Here is an 18,250-nt window from a genome sequence, read left to right on the forward strand (position 1 = left end):
GCACGCAGCGGCAGGGGCGCGAACTACACGGCGGCGGCGGCGAGCAGACGTGAGACGTGCTCAGCCAGCGCGGGCAGCGGCTGCGGCTTGGAAAGCACCAGGTCCACGCCCAGCCCCTGCGCGCGGTCGGTGAGCTCCTGGGTGGCGAACGCCGTCAGCAGCACCATCCGCGTCTGGGGCGTGTAGCGGCGCACGAAGTCCGCCAGCATCAGCCCTTCTTCGGAGAGCGTTCCGCTCAGGCGCAGGTCGCTGATGACCAGGTCGTAGCGGCCCGTCGTCATCAGGTCCAGGGCTTCGTCCAGCGCGCCAGCCGAGTCCACGCGGTAGCCAGCCCCGGAGAAGAACTGGCCCAACACCCAGCAGAGGGAAGACTCGTCGTCGACGATCAGGATGTTCTGAGCCACTGAGCGGGCCCCGAAGCAAGCTCAGGGCCAGAGACAGGCTTGTCTCGGTCCCAAGCAAATTCGGGTGCTTGCTCCCGTGCAACGGCTCAAGACTGCTTGCTGCGTCCAGACTCCGGATCCGGTTTCTGGAATCCGGACCGATTGATGCCCAGGCGCTTCAGCCGCTCGTAGAGGGATGACCGGGGGATGCCGAGCCGCGCGGCGGCGCGCTCCACGTGGCCGTGCTCGCGGCGGAGGATGCGCTCGATGTGGCGGCGCTCCAGCTCCTCGAGGGTGAGGTGGTCGTCGGCGTCGGAGGCGGGCTCGCCGGCGGTGGCCTCGAAGCGCAAGTCTCCCCGGGACAGGGGCCCGCCGCCGGATAGCAGCACCGCGCGCTCCAGCACGTTGCGCAGCTCGCGGATGTTGCCGGGCCAGGCGTAGCGGGTGAGGGCCGTCTCCGCGTCGGCTTGCAGCCCCACGCCGCCGCGGCCTCGAGCCGCGCCCAGCTCCGCCAGGAATTGGTGCGCCATCCCGACGATGTCCTCGGGCCGCTCGCGCAGCGGGGGGACATGGAGGATGAGCGTGCTGACGCGGAAGTAGAGGTCGCTGCGGAACCGCTTGTCCCGGGCGGCCACGGCCAGGTCCTGGTGCGTGGCCGCGATGAGGCGCACGTCCACGCGGCGGTCCCTCACGTCGCCCAGCCGCCGGAAGCGCTTCTCCTCCAGCACCTTCAGGAGCTTGGGCTGGACGGCCGCGTCCATGTCGCCAATCTCGTCCAGGAAGAGGGTGCCTCGGTCGGCGACCTCCAGCAGGCCCTGCTTGGCGGCCACCGCGCCGGTGAAGGCGCCCTTCTCGTGGCCGAACAGCTCCGAGTCGAGCAAGTCCTTGGAGAGCGCCGCGCAGTTGAGGTCCACGAAAGGCGCGTCCTTGCGTGGGCCGCCTTCATGCAGCCACCGCGCGAGCACGCTCTTTCCGCTACCCGTCTCGCCGGTGATGAGCACCGGGCTGTCGCTTTCGATGATGCGTTCGGCCTGCGCCTGGAGCGCGCGGATGGCGGCGCTGCCACCCATGAAGGGGTTCACCGTCCCACGGACGAGGCGCGAACGCTCCGCCAGCAGCCGCTGCCGCTCGCGGCGCTGCGACACCAGCCGGTCCAGCACCACCTTGAGGACGGCCAGCTCCACCGGCTTGGTGAGGAACTGCTCGGCGCCTTCCTTCACGGCCTGGACGGCCAGCTCGATGGAGCCATGGCCGGTGAGCACCACCAGGGGCACCGAGGCGTCGATGTCCTTGAGGCGCGGCAGCAGCTCCAGCGCGGTGCCGTCCGTGAGCCGGTAGTCCACCACGGCCACGTCCGGACGCGAGGTGCGGAACGCCTCCTGCGCCTCGGCGAGGCTGGTGGCCTCGTCCACGTCGAACCCATGGGCGGTGAGGAAGCCTCTCATGCCCAGGCGGATGCCGGGCTCGTCGTCCACGAGAAGGATTCGGGTGCGCGTCATGAATTCAGGGAGTCTACGTGCTGGGTTGATACACGCGAAGAAACAGCAGGAAGCAGCAGTGTGACTTCCGCGCCACCCTCCGGGTGATTGCGCAAGCGGATGATACCCTGATGCTCCTCCAGGATGCGTTGGACGATGGACAGGCCCAGCCCCGTGCCGCCGCGCCGCTTGCTGAAGAAGGGCTCGAAGACATGGGACAGGTCCTCCGCGCGGAAGCCCGGCCCACCGTCGCGCACGGTGCACCGCACCCAGGCCCGGCCCGCCTCTTCCACTTCTTCCGTCGCCACCCGCACCGCGCTGCCCGCAGGTGAATGCTGCACCGCGTTCTCCACCACGTTGCGAAACACGTGAAACAAACGCCGGGCGTCCATGCGAACACGGGGCAGCTCCGCCGCCAACTCGCGATTCACATTCACACCGGCGCGCTCACTGGCCAGAGCGCACGCGGAGAGTGCATCCACCACCACCGGGAGCACGGGGCCTTCCACCCATTCACCGCGGGTGGGGCGGCCGTACTCGAAGAGCTCCTGCGTGAGGTGGTTGAGGCGCTTCACCTCGCCGCGCAGCACGTCGACGTAGGGCTTGAGCTCCGCGCGCGCGCCGAAGGTCGCCTCCACCGCGTCGACCACCGCGGAGATGGAGAAGAGGGGGTTGCGGACCTCGTGGGCCACGCCCGCGACGATGGCGCCCATGGCGGCCATCGTCTCACTGCGCCGCAGGCTGGCCTGGAGCTCCAGGAGACGCGTCACCTCCGTGGCCACCAGGATGATGCGCGAGTCCTCGCCGCCCGCTTCCTCCACCCACGTGGCGGACACCTCCCACGTGCGGCGCGACACCGGGTCGCCCAGCTCGCGGGTGGCGCTGGCGCGGGTGCGGCGCAGCTCCTCCACCAACGGCAGTGCGTGCGACCAGGGTGGGGCACTGGCCGCGGTGAACAGCGGCTGGCCGGACGGGTCCATGCCTTCGAAGAGCGCGATGGCGGCGGCGTTGAGACGCTGGACGGTGCCATCCGCCCCCAACACCATCAGCGGCGAGGCCACCGCGTCGAAGGTGCGGCGCCATTCCTGGGCGGAGCGGCGGAAGCTGTCATGCAGGCGCTGGCGCAGGTCATCCGCGAGCCGCCGGTCGGTGATGTCGGTGACGACGCAGCCGACATGCAGCTCCGCCTGCGCATCCAATGCGGAAGCGGCGGCGCGGCTGCGCACCCAACGCACGCGGCCGTCGGCGCAGATGAGCCGGTGCTCCAGCTCCGCCTCGGCGCCGGGGGCCAGGCCCTCGATGCTGGCCCGGTAGCGGGCGCGGTCCTCGGGGTGGATCATCTCCGCCCACAGCGGCGGCGGTCCGCCATCCGGCGCGGGCTGGACGAACGCGGAGGCGGCATAGCCGGTGGTGCGCTCGATGACGGGCGTGCAGTAGAAGTCGCGCAGCCTCCCGCCGCGCAGCTTGCCGCCCCACAGGTAGTCCGGCAGCGAGCGCGTCAGCACGTCCAGCCGGCCCTCATGCTCCTGGAGGCTCTTCTCCGCGCGCATGCGCTCGGTGAGCTCGGACATCGCGGCGATGACGCCCAGCACCTCGCCGTTCGCGCCGCACACGCGCAGATAGCTGCCGAACCAGAAGCGGCTCTCGCCCGGCGCGGCGGGCGTTTCCACCTGGAGCAGGGTGTCCTGGAGGGAGGCCCCCGTGGTGAGCGCCAGTTGGAGGCGCGGGGCGATGAGCTTGCCCAGGTCGGGCATCACCTCGGTGACGTGCCGGCCCAGGTGCCGCTCCGCGGGCAGACCATGCATCGCCGCCAGGGCCGTGTTGATGTGAACGTAACGCAGCTCGCGGTCGAAGAAGGCGAAGCCCACGGGCGTCACGTCCATGACGGCTGCGCGAAGCGCGCTGGCGTCATCCGCGCTGCGCAGGGCGGCGTCCCGTGCGCGGTGAGCGCGCTCCCGGGTTCGCAGGAGCAACAGCGCCAGGGTGCCGCTGATGAGCAGCCCCACCGCGGCGGTGAGGAGGACGCGGGCAGGGGGGCTCACCGCCCCGGAGTAGCTCCAGACTCCCTCGACTGCCGCGGAGAGAGTCGTGGCCACGAGGACGGCCAGCAGCAACTGTCGACGGGAAGGAAACTCGTGCATGCGGTGGGCGGCGAGCGCGGGAGCTTAACCGCAATCCCCGCTCAGACGGTGGCTCGTCGGGCATTGGCGTGCCGCCCTGATGGTGTCGCGGACGAGGGAACGGTCCCAGGGATGTCCACATCCGGAATATTAGGGCCTGGGACTAGATTGGTGGCCGCCAACCTGGATGCCCTCACCGAGATGCCGATTCCATCATGACCCTGGCAGTCCCCCTGCTCGTCGACGAAGTGCCGCGGACATCCCTTCCCACCTCCCACCCCCACGTACTCGCCGAGCCGGAAGCCTTCGCCCAGGACCTTCAGGCGCTCAAGCAGGAGTTGGAGTCTTCGCTCGGCGAGGCGGACCTGGCGCACGCGCGGAAGATTGAACGCTGGGGACGGGCCTGTTCCGCGCTGGGCTACGCGACGGCGTGGCTGATGCCCAATCCCGTGTCGGCGCTGCTCATCGCGCAAGGCAACACGGCGCGCTGGACGATGATGGCCCATCACATCACGCACCGGGGCTACGACAAGGTGCCGGGCGTGCCGGCGCACTACACGGGCAAGCGCTTCGCCACCGGGTGGCGCCGCTTCCTGGACTGGCCGGACTGGATTCATCCCCAGGCGTGGCGGCATGAGCACAACGTGCTGCACCACGGACACACGGGGGAGACGGCGGACCCGGATCTGGTGGAGATGAACACGGAGTGGCTTCGCCAGTCGCGCATGCCCCTGCTGGCCAAGTACGCGCTGGTCGCGTTCTTCGCCTGCACGTGGAAGGTGACGTACTACGCGCCCAACACGTTCCTGGAGTGGCGGCGCTTCGAACGCAAGCGCGCGGGAGGGCCGGACGAATCAGGCACGCTGCCCCTCATCACCGCCTTCAACCCGTTCACCGTCGAAGGCCGTGCCTTCTGGTGGACGTGCCTGCTGCCCTACGCGGGCCTGCGCTTCGTGCTGCTGCCCGCGCTCTTCGCGCCACTGGGCGCGTGGGCCGTCCTCAGCGTCTTCGCCAACAGCGTCTTCGCGGAAGTGCTCACCAACATCCAGAGCTTCGTGCTGATTGCGCCCAACCACGCGGGGGACGACCTCTACCGCTTCGAGGGCCGGGCGCGCAGCGGCGCGGAGTTCTCCGTGCGGCAGGTGGTGGGCTCGGTGAACTACGCCACCGGCAACGACGTGGTGGACTTCCTCCACGGCTGGCTGAACTACCAGATCGAGCACCATCTCTGGCCCAGCCTGCCCATGACGCGCTACCGGCAGGCGCAGCCCAAGGTGAAGGCGCTGTGCGAGAAGCACGGCGTGCCCTACGTGCAGGAGAGCGTCTTCCGCCGCGTGAAGCGGTTGGTGGACATCATGGTGGGGCGGACGTCCATGCGCGCATGGGGGCCGGCTCCGCGCGGCTGAGGTCCGCGAGGCGCCGGGCTCAGGCGGAGGGCTGTGTTTCGCTGGCAGCCCCTTCCCGGGCTGCCTCGGCGAGCAGGGCGCGCACCTCGTCGTCCTCCGTCTGCGCGAAGTCGCGATACCACAGGCCCACGGAATAGAAGGGCTCGGGCATGCGGACGCAGACGACCTCGTCCGCCACCTGGGCCAGGCTTTCGCAGGACTCGGCCGCGGCCACGGGCACGGCCACGATGATGGCCGCGGGCTCCAGGAGCCGCAGCGCCGCCACGGCCGCCCGCATCGTCGTTCCCGTGGCCAGCCCGTCATCCACCAGGAGGACGGTGCGCCCACGCACGTCGGGGAGCGGCCGGCCTTCCCGGTAGCTCTCTTCACGCCGCTGGAGCTCCACGGCCTCGCGGCGGGCCGCGGCTTCAATCTGTTCGCGGCCGATGTTCAGCTCGTCCAAGACCTCGCGGTTGAGCACCCGCACGCCCCCGGAGGCGATGGCGCCCATGGCCAGCTCCTCGTGGCCGGGCGTGCCCAGCTTGCGGACCAGGAAGACATCGAGCGGCACTCCGAGCTTCCGCGCGACTTCGGCGCCCACGGGCACGCCGCCCCGTGGCAGCGCCAGCACCAGGGTGCCGGGTTGCCGCGCATGGCGCAGCAGGTGGTCCGCGAGCACGCGGCCTCCCTCATAGCGGTCCTGGAATTCGGGCTCTCGCATACCGCCACTCCTCGCCGCTCCCTGGAATGGAGCGGGCGCTCGTCAGGAGAAAGTTGACCACGCCGGTGGCCTCGTGGAACGGGACGGGCGTTCGTGCTGGCGCCCGTCGCTCGCCTGGGCTCCCGCCTTCCCACCGCGGGGGCGCGGCGTGCTCGTCCGCCGCGCTCCCGGTGTTGCTCACGCGATGATTTCTGGCCGCCCAGGCTGGTTGGGTACCGGCGGGTCATGAATGCCGGGTGGCTTGATTTCGGGCGGCTGCGGCGGCTCGATTTCCGGCGGCTGGCGCGTGGGCGGGTCCTTCTGCGGCGGCGCCTGCGGCCCGGGAGGCTCACGCCCGGGCTTCTTGTCGGGGTCGGGGTCCTTCACGGGCGAGTCAGGTGTCGTCGGTACCTCGGGCATGCCGTGTTGCTCCTCTCGGGCTGACCAGCACGAAAGACAGTGAGCACGCCCGAGCCTGCGGGCACCGCCCTCGTTGCCCAGTCAACGCGAGGACCTCCGGGCCCCGGGCCGCCCGGTTGGTGATCAGCCATCCCCCGCGGACGCGAGCGAGGCAGCCCCTTCCCGTCTGCTGCACCGCGCCATCGCCGCCGTCACGTTCCGTGGAGCGAAGGACACGAGCCAGAAGGAGGCGGACGATGAAAGCTGCCCTATGGGGAATCGGTGGCGCGGGGCTGGGTCTGGGGCTGATGTACTGGACGGACCCACGCAGTGGCCGCTGGCGCAGGTCCCATCTGCAGGGGAAGGCCGTCCACGCGGCGCATGAGGCGGGAGGCGCGGTGGGCGTCGTCGCTCGGGACCTCTCGCAGCGATCGCGCGGTGTCTTTTTCGAATCGATGCGCAAGCTGCACCGGGAACCGGTGGAGGACCTTGTCCTGGAGGAACGGGTGCGCTCGGCCCTGGGCCGGGTGTGCTCACATCCCGGAGCGATTCGCGTGATGGCTCGGGATGGCGTGGTTCGGGTGGAAGGCCCCATTCTTCGCGAGGAACTCCGGCGCGTGCTGCCCCGCATCGGAAAGGTGCAGGGGGTGCATGGGCTGGACAACCAGCTTGTTCCGTATGCGGAGGGCTCAGCGCACCCGGCGCTGCAAGGAGGCACCATGCGCTCGGGTGAGTCGAGGCCCTTCTTCCAGGAGCACTGGTCGCCGTCCGAACGGCTCTTCGGGGCGCTGGGCGGCCTGACGCTGACGGCCTGGGGGCTGGGGCGCCGGGGAGTGACGGGAACCCTGGCGACCCTGGGGGGCGTGATGCTGAGCACGCGGGCCTTCACGAACCTGGGGCTGCGGCGGCTCACGGGGATGGGCGCGGGACGGCGGGCCATCACCCTTCACAAGGACATCAACGTGAACGCGCCGGTGGAGGAGGTGTTCGCCTTCTGGAGGGAGATGCAGAACTTCCCCCGGTTCATGACACACGTGGATGAAGTGATTCCGGGCGTGGAGGGCCGCTCGCACTGGAAGGTGCGCGGGCCCGCGGGGCTGCACTTCGAATGGGACGCCGTCGTCACGAAGTTCGTGCCCAACAAGGTGCTGGCGTGGAAGAGCGTGGAGGGCACGGCGGTGGAGAACCTGGGCGTCATCCACTTCGAGTCCACGCCGCGCGGCGGCACTCGGGTGGACATCCGGCTGTCCTACAACCCGCCAGCGGGAGCCATTGGCCATGCCTTCGCGAAGCTGCTGGGCGCGGACCCGAAGAAGCAGATGGATGACGACCTGCTGCGCTTCAAGTCGCTGCTGGAGCGGGGGAGGGCTACCGGCCGTGAGACGGTGACGCGCGAGCAGGTCGCGCCCCGGCGTATGTCGTCCCGGGGCCCCCTCACTCACTAGGCGGTGCCGGCCCCGGCGCTTCAATCAATCCCTGAGTCGCTGGGGCTCCGTTTCCCGACTGGGGCTCGTAAAGGAGGCGCTGTTCGAGGCGACCATTTAGCGGGCCTTCACCTGCCACGTTCCAGTTGTCCGGCCGCTTGGCGATTCCAGTGGGCGCGCGACGTGCGCTGACTGGACCACCCGGCGTGCTCTGGCACAATGCGGAATGTCTCGTGACTCCCTTCGGACGCACCGGAGGCAGCGTGTGCAGGGGGCGCGATGCGGCTCGACCTCGCGGATCTTCACTTGTTCCTCTGCATCGTGGATGCGGGGAGCATCACGCAAGGTGCCCAACGCGCGAACCTGACGCTGGCATCCGCGAGCGAGCGTCTGCGCAGCATCGAGGATGCGGTGGGCGTCAAGCTGCTCGAGAGGCGGCCTCGGGGCGTGGTGACGACCGAGGCCGGTGACGCACTCGTGCACCACGCTCGGTTGATCCTGCATCAACAGGAGTTGTTGAAGGATGAGTTGAATGCGTTTGTTTCAGGCCGGCGCGGCACCATTCGCCTCTATGCCAACACCGCGGCGCTGACCGAGTACCTGCCCGAGAAGCTGGCCCCATGGCTTGCCAGGCACCCGAGGCTGAACATCGACCTGAGAGAGCGAACCAGCGCGGATATCGTCAAGGCGGTCGAGGCGGGTCTGGCGGAGGCCGGACTGATTTCGGACGCCGTGAAGACGGGCACGCTTCAAGTCCGCCCGTTGGAGCCCGCCCCCCTGGTGCTCATCATCCCCGCCGGGCACCCGCTGGCTGCATCCAAGAGCCTCGCGCTCCGTGATGTGTATCGGGAGCCCTTCGTCGGCCTCGCGGCCGAGAGCGCCTTGCAGGAGCACATTGACGGGCACGCACGTCGCGCGGGATTCGACGTGTCCTTCCGCGTCCGGATGAAGGGCTTCCGGGGGCTGTGCGAGATGGTGTCTCACGGCGTGGGCCTGGGCATCGTCCCGGAGCGTGTTGCCAACCGGCATCAGCGGGAGGGCACCTATCGGAAGGTGCCTCTTTCGGAGGCCTGGGCTCAGCGCCGGCTCTGTGTCTGCTTCCAGGACTGGGACGGCCTGTCCTCTCCTGTTCGTGCGTTGCTGGAGTATCTGCTCGGTGGGGGAGAGTGACGGCGCGCCCGTGTCATGGGCGCCCGGTGTTTTGCCGCGGAGCACTCCCAGGTCTTGCGAGCACCCAGCGCGGCCATCGCCATGGCGCGCGAGCGCACGGTCACGCTCGGGTCTGGCGCGTTGGCGATGAACGCGACGTAGGGTGAACGCGCCTCATTTCCATCACCGCCAGCACGTTCGACCTCCCGGGTCCGGGAATCCCCGAGCCCTGTCGCATGCCAGGAATGCTGCCAGGGAGAGGCCGGAGATGCAATCGAGTTGCGTTTGTTGCCGGGTCTTCGTTATGGGGATGGCCCATGCTTGAAGCGAAGAAGCTGTCCAAACGTTATGGCGAGCACCTGGCCCTGGAGTGCCTGGACCTGTCCATCGGGGCGGGCGAGGTGTTCTGCCTGCTGGGGGCGAACGGGGCGGGGAAGACCACCACGCTGAACCTCTTCCTGGGCTTCATCACCCCCACGCAAGGCGAGGCACGCGTCGCCGGGTTGGAGGTGCAGCAACACGAGGCCCACGTGCGTGGGCTCCTGGCGTACGTGCCCGAGCTGGTGATGCTCTACCCGCGGCTGACAGGCCGGGAGAACCTGGCCTACTTCAACACCCTGGCGGGCCGCCCGGCGCTGTCCACCCAGGAGTCCAGCGGGTGGTTGGCGCGCGCGGGGCTGCAACCGGGGGCGATGGACGTCCCCGTTGGCCGCTATTCGAAGGGCATGCGGCAGAAGGTCGGCATCGCCATCGCGCTGGCGAAAGGCGCACGGGCCTTGCTGTTGGATGAGCCCACGTCGGGGTTGGACCCGCTTGCGTCCAACGAGCTCTCCGAGCTGCTCCTTCGCCTGAGTGGTGAAGGCATGGCGGTGCTCATGGCGACGCATGACCTGTTCCGCGCGAAGGAGTCTGGCACGCGGGTGGGCATCATGAAGTCGGGCCGGCTGGTGGAGACGCGCGCCACGCGGGATCTGGGGCACGCGGAGCTGGAGCAGCTCTATCTGGCGCACATGCGTGGCTGAGGACCGACGAATGATTCGAGCCATCGCCCGAAAAGAGTGGATGGAGCTGTCTCGCGACGGACGCTTCCGGGTCGCGGGAGCCCTGGTGTTCTTGCTGGCCAGCGTGGGCATCGCGGTCGGCGCGCTCCATGTCCGGGACTCCCGTGCCGAGCGCGAAGCGGGTGCTCGCCTGACGCGACAGCATTGGTTGGAGCAGGGAGAGAAGAACCCGCATTCGGCCGCGCACTACGGTGTCTGGGCGTTCAAGCCGGAGTCAGTCCTGGCCACGTTTGACCGCGGCGTGGAGCCGTATCTGGGCGTCGCCGTCTACCTGGAGGCGCACAAACGGAATGCCACCCAGTACCGTCCCGCGGCGGACTCCACGGCGGCGGCACGCTTCGGAGAGCTCACGGGGGCCGGGGTCCTCCAGCTCCTGCTGCCCCTGCTTATCATCCTGCTGACCTACTCCGCGTTCACCGCCGAGCGGGAGCAGGGAACGCTGCGCTTGCTGTTGAGCTCCGGCGTGCGTCGTCATCAGCTCGTGCTGGGCAAGGCCCTGGGCGTAGGGCTGGCGCTCGCGGCGCTGCTGGTGCCCCTCTTCGTAGTGGCCGTGGTGTTGGTGGTGGGCCTGGGCGGCGGAGCGGGCGTCTCGCCGGGCGAGCTGCTGGGCCGTCTGTCAGGGCTGGCACTGGGGTATGGGCTGTACCTGTCGGGCTTCGTGTTCCTGGGGCTGGCGGTCAGCGCGTGGGCGCGGACCTCCCGGGGGGCGTTGGTGGTGCTGCTGGGCGCGTGGATGGTCAACGCGCTGCTGGTGCCCCGGCTCGCGGTGGACGCGGCCCGGGCGTGGGCGCCGGTGCCCACGGCGCAGGACTTCGCGCGGCAGCTGGCGGAGGACTACGAGAAGGGCCTGAGCGGTCATGACCCGGCGGATCAGCGACAGGCGGCGCTCGAGCGCGAGACGCTGGCGCGCAACGGCGCGGCGTCCCTGGAGGCGCTTCCCGTCAACTTCCGGGGCATCGCGCTCCAGGCAGGGGAGGAGTACAGCAACCGCGTGGGCGCGCAGCGCTTTGGCGAGTTGGAGACCCGCTACGGTGAACAGGAGCGACTGCACCGCTTCTTCGCGCCGCTGTCTCCCATGCTGGCGCTGCGGCACCTGTCGGCGTCGCTCGCACGGACGGACCTGTCCGCGCACCTTCGCTTCGCGAAGCAGGCGGAGCAGTACCGGCAGGGGCTGGTGAAGCAGATGAATGACGCCGTCACGTTCCGCTCGAAATACGGCGATGCGAACTACAAGGCGGACGCGTCGCTGTGGCGTGAGGTGCCGGAGCTGCGCCTGGACGAGGAGCGGCTCTCGGATGCGCTGGGCGCGCAGGTGCCGGAGCTTCTCCTGCTGGGCCTCTGGCTGGCGTGGACCACCCTCTTCGCGCTGCGCGCTTGCGCACGCCTGAGCGCCGTCTGAGGCACGACGAGACCATGAACATGTCATTGCTTCGACACGAGTGGTTCCTGCTCCGGAAGGACCGGATGCTCGCCTTCTCCGCCGCGCTTCTGCTCGGCTTGATGGCGTTGGGCCTCTACAACGGTTGGCGTTTCACCCGGGACCTGCGGGCCTACCAGCAGCGCCTCGTTACCCAGGAGACGGAGCGGCGGGCCCGTCTGGCGGAGGAGGCGGAAGCCTTGCGCCAGGGGCGAGGGCCGGAGCTGCCGCCCTGGAAGAGCCCGGCGATGCCGGTGCCCGTGGGCAACACGCTCGTCCAGCCCGAAGCCCTGCTCCCCCCGGGACCGCTGGGCGCATTCACCGTGGGGCAGATGGACCTGTTGCCGTCCGCCTACCAGGTGTCGCTCCAGGGGCGCCTCACGGACTTCGCGCGTGACACACTGGAGCACCCGGTGCACCTGGCGACAGGAACGTTGGACCTGTCGTTCGTGCTGCTCTACCTGCTGCCCCTGTTCGCGCTCGCGTTCTCCTTTGACCTGGTGTCGCGTGAACGCGAGGACGGAACGCTTCGGCTGGTGCTCGTGCAGGCCACGGGCCTTCGCGGCTGGGCGCTGCGAAGGCTCGCGGTCCGCGCGGGTGTCCTGCTGGGCCTGTGCGTGCTGGCGGGCGTCGCCGGCTACGCGCTGACGGGCGGGGCAGGGGGACTGGGGCGGTTGGCGGGCTGGCTGACGTTGGTAGTTGGGTACGGTGCCTTCTGGTTCGCGCTGGCGCTGGCTGTGAATGCGCGGGCCCTGAGCTCCGCCACCAATGCGCTGGTGCTCGTGGGGGCGTGGCTGGTGTTGGTGGTCGTGGTTCCCGCGGTGGCGCAGCTGGGCGTGAGTGGCCTGTATCCGGTGCCGTCCCGCGTGGCGCTGGTCGGGGCCACGCGCGAGGCGTCGCTGGAGGCGCAGAAGCGCGGCAGCGAGGTGCTATCCGCCTACTTCGAGGACCATCCTGAGCTGGCGCCCAAGGGGGCCAAGGCGGAGGGGTACTGGCCCACGGCGTTGGCCGTGCAGGACGAGGCGGCCCGGGCGACCGCGCCCGTGGTGGCGGCCTTCCAGTCGCAGTTGGAGCGGCAGCAGGATGCGCTGGGGGTGCTGCGCTTCCTGTCTCCCGCGCTGGCTTTCCAGCAGGCGCTCCAGGACGTGGCGGGCACGGGAGGCTCACGGCACGAGCACTTCTTGCGACAGGTCGACCACTTCCACACCACGTGGCGTGAGGCACTGCTTCCTCGCGTCTTCTCGGGCGCCACCTTGGGGGCCGCGGAGCACGCGCGGCTGCCTCGATTCGCCTATGTCGAGCAGCCAGGCACCGACGTCGTGCCCCAGGTGGCGCTGGGGCTCCTCGCGCTCGTGCTGCCGACGCTGCTGGCGTTGGGGCTGGGCCTGGCATGGTTGGCACGGCCCCGCATCGCTTGAGCGTGTGGCCGTAGTCGTCGTCGCGGTTCGCGGCCCGCGCGGAGGGAATCCTCGCGGGCCGTTGCGCTGTGCCTCAACGGTGCGGTCATGCGCGGTGCGCGAGGTTCAGCGCGGAGCGGCGCTCGTAGCGCCTGTGTGACGTGGCTGGCGGGTACCTCCCGTGTGTGGGCGTGCGTCACGTCACGCCGCACATGGGCACGTGCGTCTCTGGATTGTCGAACAACGCGGCTCCGGAATTCACCGGGGTCGACTTCCCCCTGGAATGACTGTGATGCGCTCCTCCTCTTCCTCCGTTCCTGATGCGGCCTGCGACTGCGTCCATCACCGGGCTCAAGCCGCCGCCGACCCGAACGAGCCTCCGAAGGTGCCGGGAGGCCGCTGGTCGATGCTGGTGCCGTTGCTGGCGTGCGCGGTGTGCCCCACCTGCCTGGCGACGTATGCGCAGGTCCTGTCGTTCCTGGGCGTGGGACTGTCGCTGACGGAGTCCGCGCACCAGGTGTTGCTCGCCGTAGCCGTCACCGTGTCATTGGCCGTGAGTGGCTGGCGGTCGCGGCGTTTGCGGCGGGTGGGCCCACTGCTGGTGACGGCCGCGGGGTGCTCGCTCCTGGTGCTGGGGCATGCACTGGAAGAGGACCCGGTGCTGACGTGGAGCGGGGTGGCGGTGTTGCTCGCGGGGGGCCTGTGGGAGCGCCGTGTCTGGCGCCGGCTCTTCACCCGCGGTCCCGCATGCGAGCGTCCCGCCGCCCAGCCCTGAGCAGGCGGGACTCCGGAGCGGCGTTCAGAGCGTCTGGAGGAACGCGAGCAGGGCGTCTCGCTCCGGCGCGGAGAGGGCTTCGTAGGCGCGCCGTGAGGACTCCGCCTCGCCGCCATGCAGGGTGACGGTGCTGGCGGCGCCGTCGTGGAGGTAGGGCGCCTCGGGTTCCGTGGGAGTGGAGGTGCTGTTGCACGCCGAGCCCAGCAGGAGCAGGGCCGAGGTGAGCGTCCACCGGAAAAAACACGTCCTCATGCTGCTGAAATTCATGGTGCCTCGTAGAAGAGGCATCCTGGTTGTTGCAGACGTGTTTCATTTGCAGTGCGCATGGTGAATTGGGCGGTGTCGTCCCCGCCCGGAACGGAGCGGCGCGGACAAGAGTTCTCTGTTGTCGGGATTTTCCATGAGCCCACGCGCGCAAACCTTGCGCATAGAGGGTCTCGATGTCGGATGTGCGCACATCTTGCGTGCGTCCTTGGGGTTTCCTCCGTGCTCAGTCGCTGGCCTGGGGCTTGCTGAAGCGCTCTCGCCGGGCCGGAATGACCTGGCTCCAGGAGCCTTCATGGCCATTCGCGGTGCGCCACAGGCGGTCCAGGTCATGTCCTCGGCGGAGTTCTTGGACTTGCGGGTCGTGGCCCCTGGGCGGCGTGCCGAGCCAGCGCGAAGCGGGGGAGGAAGTTCCTGCGCCCAGGCGTTCAGCGCGGATAGGCTCTTACCCCAGGACTCATGGCGGAAACCTTGTTCGAGGAATTGAAGCGGTACGTGGGGTTCGGCTCGGCGGACGAGCAGGCTCTCGTGACCTTGCACGCCACCGCGAAGCCCCACTTCGCGCGCTTCGCTCGCGTCTTCTACGACCGCATCCTGGAGCATGAAGGGGCTCGGCAGGCGCTCGAAGGGGGCGAGAGCCAGGTGGGCCACCTGCGCGGCACCCTGCAGGTGTGGATGGACCAGCTCCTCCGCGGCCCCTGGGACGAGGCCTACTACGCGCTGCGCTGCCGCATTGGCCGCATGCACGTGCGCATCGCCCTGCCGCAGCACTACATGTTCGGCGCGATGAACATCCTGCGGCAGGAGTTCAACAGCCACATCGACGCCACCTACCTGGAGCAGCCCGCGGCACTCCGCGCGGCCCGCTCCGCGGTGGGGAAGATTCTCGACCTGGAGCTGGCCATCATGCTCCACACGTACCGGGAAGATCTGCTGGCGCAGCAGGCGCGCAGCGAGCGGCTGTCCACCTTTGGCCAACTGGTGGGTTCCATCGGCCACGAGCTGCGCAATCCGCTGGGCGTCATCGAGACGTCGCTCTACATCCTGCGCGGACGCCCGGGGGCCGTGGACGAGCGCACGATGAAGCACCTGGACCGGATTGGCGACCAGGTGGGCATCGCCAACCGCATCGTCTCCGACCTGCTGGACATGATTCGGGACCGGCCCCTGCACCTGCAGGAGGTCTGGTTGGACGAGGTCTGGCAGGACGCGCTCAAGGCCGTGCAGCGGCCCGACACTGTCGTCGTGAGCGCGGAGGGACTGACCTCATTGCCCGCGGTTCAAGGAGACGCGGGGCAGCTGCGCCAGGTGTTCGTGAACCTGCTCGACAACGCCGTCCAGGCCCTGGAGGAGACGGGCGGGACGGTGTCACTGTCCGCCGCCACGCCCGAGCCGGGGATGGTGGAGCTGGTGCTGGAGGATTCCGGGCCGGGTGTCAGCGACGTCATCCGCCGCCGCCTCTTCGAGCCGCTGATGACGACGAAGGCGCGCGGCATCGGGCTCGGGCTCGCGCTGGTCAAGCGCATCGTGGAGCGGCATGGAGGGAGCATCGCGTATGTCCCCCGTCCCGGAGCGGGTGCGCGCTTCGTGATTCGGCTTTCCCTCGTCGCTTCGGAGGAGACGCATGCGCCAGTACCTCCTGCTGGATGACAACCTGGCGTTCGCGGAGAACCTCGCGGAGATTCTGCGCGACGGCGGGGACGCGGCCACTGTCGTCACGAGCGGTGACGAGGCCGTGCGGTTGGCGCGCACCACGCGCTTCGACGTCCTGCTGACAGACATGCGCATGCCCGGCATGAGCGGCGCGGATGCCGTGCACCACCTCCGCCGCGTGGATCCGGGCCTGGCCGCGGTGGTCATCACCGCGCACCCACGCCAGGATGACTTGGAGACGGCCCGGCGCGAAGGTCTGCTCGCGGTGCTGCCCAAGCCCGTGCCCATCCCCACGTTGGTGGAGCTGCTGTCCGGTGCTCGCCGGGATGGGCTGGTGGTGCTGGTGGAGGACGACCCGGCGCTGAGCGACAACATCGCCGAGCTGCTGCGGGCGCGCGGCTTCTCCTGTGTGACGGCGGCCTCGGTGCTGGACGCGGACCGAATCCTCTGCGTGCAGCCCTTCGCCGCGCTGGTGGACCTGCGCGTCCCCGGTGGGCCGGATGGTGAGGCCCTGCGACGGCTGCGCGCGCGCTATCCGCACCTGCCCACGTTCGTCATGACCGCCTATCCCGACGCGGCCCCGCTTGACGGGACCACGGGCGTCTTCTCCAAACCCTTCGACCCAGGCGCGCTGATGGAGGTGCTGGAAACGGCGCACGCGGCACGCCCCACCCACGCCTCATGAGCGAGCCCACCTCTCCGTCCCGTCCGTCCGTCCTGGTGGTGGATGACAACGCGGCCTTCCTGGACAACTTGGAGGAGTTGCTCGGGGACGCGGGCTACGCCGTCCGCGGCGCGTCCAGTTGCAAGGCGGCGCGCGAGCGGGTCCGGGAGGGCTTCGACGTGGCGCTGGTGGATCTGCGCCTGCCAGACGGAGATGGGACGGCGCTGGCCGCCGAGCTGAAGGCCGCGTCGCCGGACTCGGAGGTGGTGTTGCTCACGGGCTTCGCCACGTTGGAGACGGCGGTGGCCGCGGTGCGGGCGGGCGCGTGTGCGTACCTGATGAAGCCTTGTGCGCCGCAGGAGCTGCTGCTGACGCTGGAGCAGGCGATGCGGCAGGTGCGCCTGCACGCGGAGAAGCGCGAGCTGGCACGGCGCGCCCAGGTGACGGAGAAGCTGGCGGCGGTGGGGACGATGACGGCGGGCCTGTCCCACGAAATCCGCAACCCGCTGAACGCGGCGGCGCTCCAGCTCTCCGTCCTCGAGCGGCGTCTACGGCGTCTTCCGGATGGGCAGCAGGCGCCCTTGCTGGAGCCGCTGCTGTTGGTGCGCGATGAGATTCGCCGCCTGGACCACATCCTGGAGGACTTCCTCCAGTTCGCGCGGCCTCGCGAATTCCGTCCCGCCTCCGTGGACGTGAACGAGCTGCTGCGGCGGGTGGTGGACCTGCTGAGCGGACAGGCCGCGTCCCGCAAGGTGTCGCTGGAAGTCTCGCCACGCGAGTCGCCGGTGCCGTCGGTGGCGGGCGAGGAGGAGCGGCTGCGTCAGGTCCTCATCAACCTGTGCCTCAACGCACTGGAGGCCACGCCAGCGGGAGGCACCGTGACGCTTTCCGCGGGTCACGAGGGCGGGCGCGTGTGGCTCACCGTGGACGACAGCGGCCCGGGTATTCCCCAGGAGGTCCGGGACCGCATCTTCGAGCCCTTCTTCACCACGAAGGCCCAGGGCTCGGGGCTGGGGCTGTCCATCGTCCATGCCATCGTCACGCAGCATGGCGGTTCGCTGGAGGTGGACTCGGCGCCCGGTGGGGGCGCTCGTTTCATCCTCCGGATGCCGCTGGCGGGGTAGGGCCCGTCAGCGGAAGGCGGGAGGCGCTACCGCTGCGCCGTCGGGCTGTGGAACTCGAAGGCGTCGCAGTCGTCGCACGTCCCTGGGGCCGCGGCGCCCACCACGTCGGAGAGGTCGAGGCCCGCGAAGTGCCGGGACTCGTGCATTCCGCCGCCCGGCTCCTTCGTGAACCAGATGTCGAAGACGTAGCGCACGGCCACGGGCCTCCCGTTGAGCGTGGCGGGCTCGTAGCGCCAGGTGGAGAGCGTGCGGATGACGCCTTCCTCCAGGCCCCGCAGACCCTGGATGGGCTGGCAATCGGTGACGGAGCCCTGCGTGGTGATGATGCAGCGGGCCACCACCGCGCCCTTGGGGAAGCCTCCGAAGTGGGACTGAATCCCGTAGGCGATGCTGGGAAGGTGGATGCGCTCGCCCGAGAGGAACCGGGGAGGGGTGATTCCGGGCCGGAGCGTCTTGACGGGAGCCGACGCCTTCATGGCCTTGTAGACGGCGTCGAACGCGGAGGCGCGCGAGGGCGCCGGCGCGGAGGCGACCACCCGGGGCAGCTCGGAGGCGTGCTCGTCGGCGTGCGCGGAGGCCGCCTCGGCCAGGGTGGCGTCGGGCGACTCCTGGGATGCGTCCTCGAGCAGGACGGGCGCGGTGGGCTCACCGTCGAGCGAGTAGGGCACGCGCGACAGCTCCGTGCGGGCAATCGTCCCCGTGTCCGGGATGAGGAGGGGGGCGGGCCGCGTGGGACGGGGCTTCGCCGCGGGTGCTCGCTCTGCCTTCGCAGCCGCCTTCGGGCGCTCGATGGGCGCGGGGGCCCGCGGGGCCTGGGCGGAGAAGGTCGCCGGGGCCACGAGCAGATGGTGCATGGG

General features: G+C 69.8%; 17 protein-coding genes. 10 read left to right on the forward strand and 7 right to left on the reverse strand.

Annotation, left to right across the window (positions count from 1 at the left end):
• Positions 1-23: 23 nt before the first annotated feature.
• The 3 genes from FMP39_RS11095 to FMP39_RS11105 form a co-directional block, all read right to left on the reverse strand.
• A complete protein-coding gene (locus tag FMP39_RS11095) occupies positions 24-404 on the reverse strand; it encodes a response regulator (protein WP_141589886.1) in 381 nt (126 codons plus the stop codon).
• 86 nt (positions 405-490) lie between these two features.
• Entirely contained in the window at positions 491-1,882 is a 1,392-nt protein-coding gene (locus FMP39_RS11100; RefSeq protein WP_141589887.1) for a sigma-54 dependent transcriptional regulator, read from the reverse strand.
• Positions 1,879-4,002 carry a PAS domain-containing protein gene (locus FMP39_RS11105; protein WP_141589888.1) on the reverse strand — a complete coding sequence of 708 codons (2,124 nt, stop codon included), beginning with the start codon at positions 4,000-4,002 and terminating at the stop codon, positions 1,879-1,881. Before FMP39_RS11105 ends, FMP39_RS11100 begins: the two co-directional genes overlap by 4 nt.
• A gap of 194 nt (positions 4,003-4,196) precedes the next feature.
• Between FMP39_RS11105 and FMP39_RS11110 the strand changes: the two genes are divergently transcribed.
• Positions 4,197-5,387, forward strand: a complete 1,191-nt coding sequence (locus tag FMP39_RS11110; protein WP_141589889.1) for a fatty acid desaturase — start codon at positions 4,197-4,199, stop codon at positions 5,385-5,387.
• A gap of 19 nt (positions 5,388-5,406) precedes the next feature.
• Here the strand turns inward: FMP39_RS11110 and FMP39_RS11115 are convergent, their stop codons facing one another.
• Together FMP39_RS11115 and FMP39_RS11120 are read right to left on the reverse strand one after the other, a co-directional pair.
• Entirely contained in the window at positions 5,407-6,087 is a 681-nt protein-coding gene (locus FMP39_RS11115; protein ID WP_141589890.1) for a phosphoribosyltransferase, read from the reverse strand.
• Positions 6,088-6,264: 177 nt separating this feature from the next.
• Positions 6,265-6,486 carry a hypothetical protein gene (locus FMP39_RS11120; RefSeq protein WP_141589891.1) on the reverse strand — a complete coding sequence of 74 codons (222 nt, stop codon included), beginning with the start codon at positions 6,484-6,486 and terminating at the stop codon, positions 6,265-6,267.
• Between the two features lie 236 nt (positions 6,487-6,722).
• Here FMP39_RS11120 and FMP39_RS11125 point away from each other — a divergent pair, with 236 nt between their 5' ends.
• The 6 genes from FMP39_RS11125 to FMP39_RS11150 all read left to right on the forward strand — a co-directional run bounded on the left by FMP39_RS11125 (position 6,723) and on the right by FMP39_RS11150 (position 13,688).
• Positions 6,723-7,910 carry an SRPBCC family protein gene (locus tag FMP39_RS11125; RefSeq protein ID WP_228557876.1) on the forward strand — a complete coding sequence of 396 codons (1,188 nt, stop codon included), beginning with the start codon at positions 6,723-6,725 and terminating at the stop codon, positions 7,908-7,910.
• A gap of 258 nt (positions 7,911-8,168) precedes the next feature.
• Positions 8,169-9,059: a LysR family transcriptional regulator gene (locus tag FMP39_RS11130; RefSeq protein ID WP_141589893.1), complete on the forward strand. Its 891-nt coding sequence runs from the start codon at positions 8,169-8,171 to the stop codon at positions 9,057-9,059.
• A 296-nt stretch (positions 9,060-9,355) separates the two neighbouring features.
• Complete coding sequence (locus FMP39_RS11135) at positions 9,356-10,060, forward strand: ABC transporter ATP-binding protein (RefSeq protein ID WP_141589894.1); 705 nt, start codon at positions 9,356-9,358, stop codon at positions 10,058-10,060.
• A 10-nt stretch (positions 10,061-10,070) separates the two neighbouring features.
• Positions 10,071-11,498, forward strand: a complete 1,428-nt coding sequence (locus FMP39_RS11140; RefSeq protein ID WP_141589895.1) for a DUF3526 domain-containing protein — start codon at positions 10,071-10,073, stop codon at positions 11,496-11,498.
• 20 nt (positions 11,499-11,518) lie between these two features.
• Positions 11,519-12,934, forward strand: coding sequence for a DUF3526 domain-containing protein (locus FMP39_RS11145; protein WP_194858351.1), 1,416 nt, complete (start codon positions 11,519-11,521; stop codon positions 12,932-12,934).
• Between the two features lie 271 nt (positions 12,935-13,205).
• Positions 13,206-13,688: a MerC domain-containing protein gene (locus tag FMP39_RS11150; protein ID WP_194858352.1), complete on the forward strand. Its 483-nt coding sequence runs from the start codon at positions 13,206-13,208 to the stop codon at positions 13,686-13,688.
• A gap of 24 nt (positions 13,689-13,712) precedes the next feature.
• Here the strand turns inward: FMP39_RS11150 and FMP39_RS11155 are convergent, their stop codons facing one another.
• Positions 13,713-13,940 (reverse strand): di-heme oxidoredictase family protein, encoded by a 228-nt coding sequence (locus FMP39_RS11155; RefSeq protein ID WP_228557877.1) that lies wholly within the window; start codon positions 13,938-13,940, stop codon positions 13,713-13,715.
• A gap of 471 nt (positions 13,941-14,411) precedes the next feature.
• On the opposite strand from FMP39_RS11155, the gene FMP39_RS11160 reads away from it, so the two are divergent.
• From FMP39_RS11160 to FMP39_RS11170, 3 genes are read left to right on the forward strand one after another with little or no spacing between them, the layout of a single operon-like run.
• Positions 14,412-15,602: a sensor histidine kinase gene (locus FMP39_RS11160; protein WP_141589899.1), complete on the forward strand. Its 1,191-nt coding sequence runs from the start codon at positions 14,412-14,414 to the stop codon at positions 15,600-15,602.
• Positions 15,577-16,290 (forward strand): response regulator, encoded by a 714-nt coding sequence (locus FMP39_RS11165; protein WP_141589900.1) that lies wholly within the window; start codon positions 15,577-15,579, stop codon positions 16,288-16,290. The genes FMP39_RS11160 and FMP39_RS11165 overlap by 26 nt, the downstream gene beginning before the upstream one ends.
• Positions 16,287-17,393, forward strand: coding sequence for a sensor histidine kinase (locus FMP39_RS11170; RefSeq protein ID WP_141589901.1), 1,107 nt, complete (start codon positions 16,287-16,289; stop codon positions 17,391-17,393). The genes FMP39_RS11165 and FMP39_RS11170 overlap by 4 nt, the downstream gene beginning before the upstream one ends.
• Before the next feature lie 26 nt (positions 17,394-17,419).
• On the opposite strand, the gene FMP39_RS11175 is transcribed toward FMP39_RS11170, so the two are convergent.
• The coding region (locus FMP39_RS11175) for an energy transducer TonB (protein WP_194858353.1) at positions 17,420-18,250 on the reverse strand (831 nt) is incomplete at its 5' end.

The organism is Myxococcus sp. AB056 (assembly GCF_006547365.1).
Classification (GTDB): Bacteria; Myxococcota; Myxococcia; order Myxococcales; family Myxococcaceae; genus Myxococcus; species Myxococcus virescens.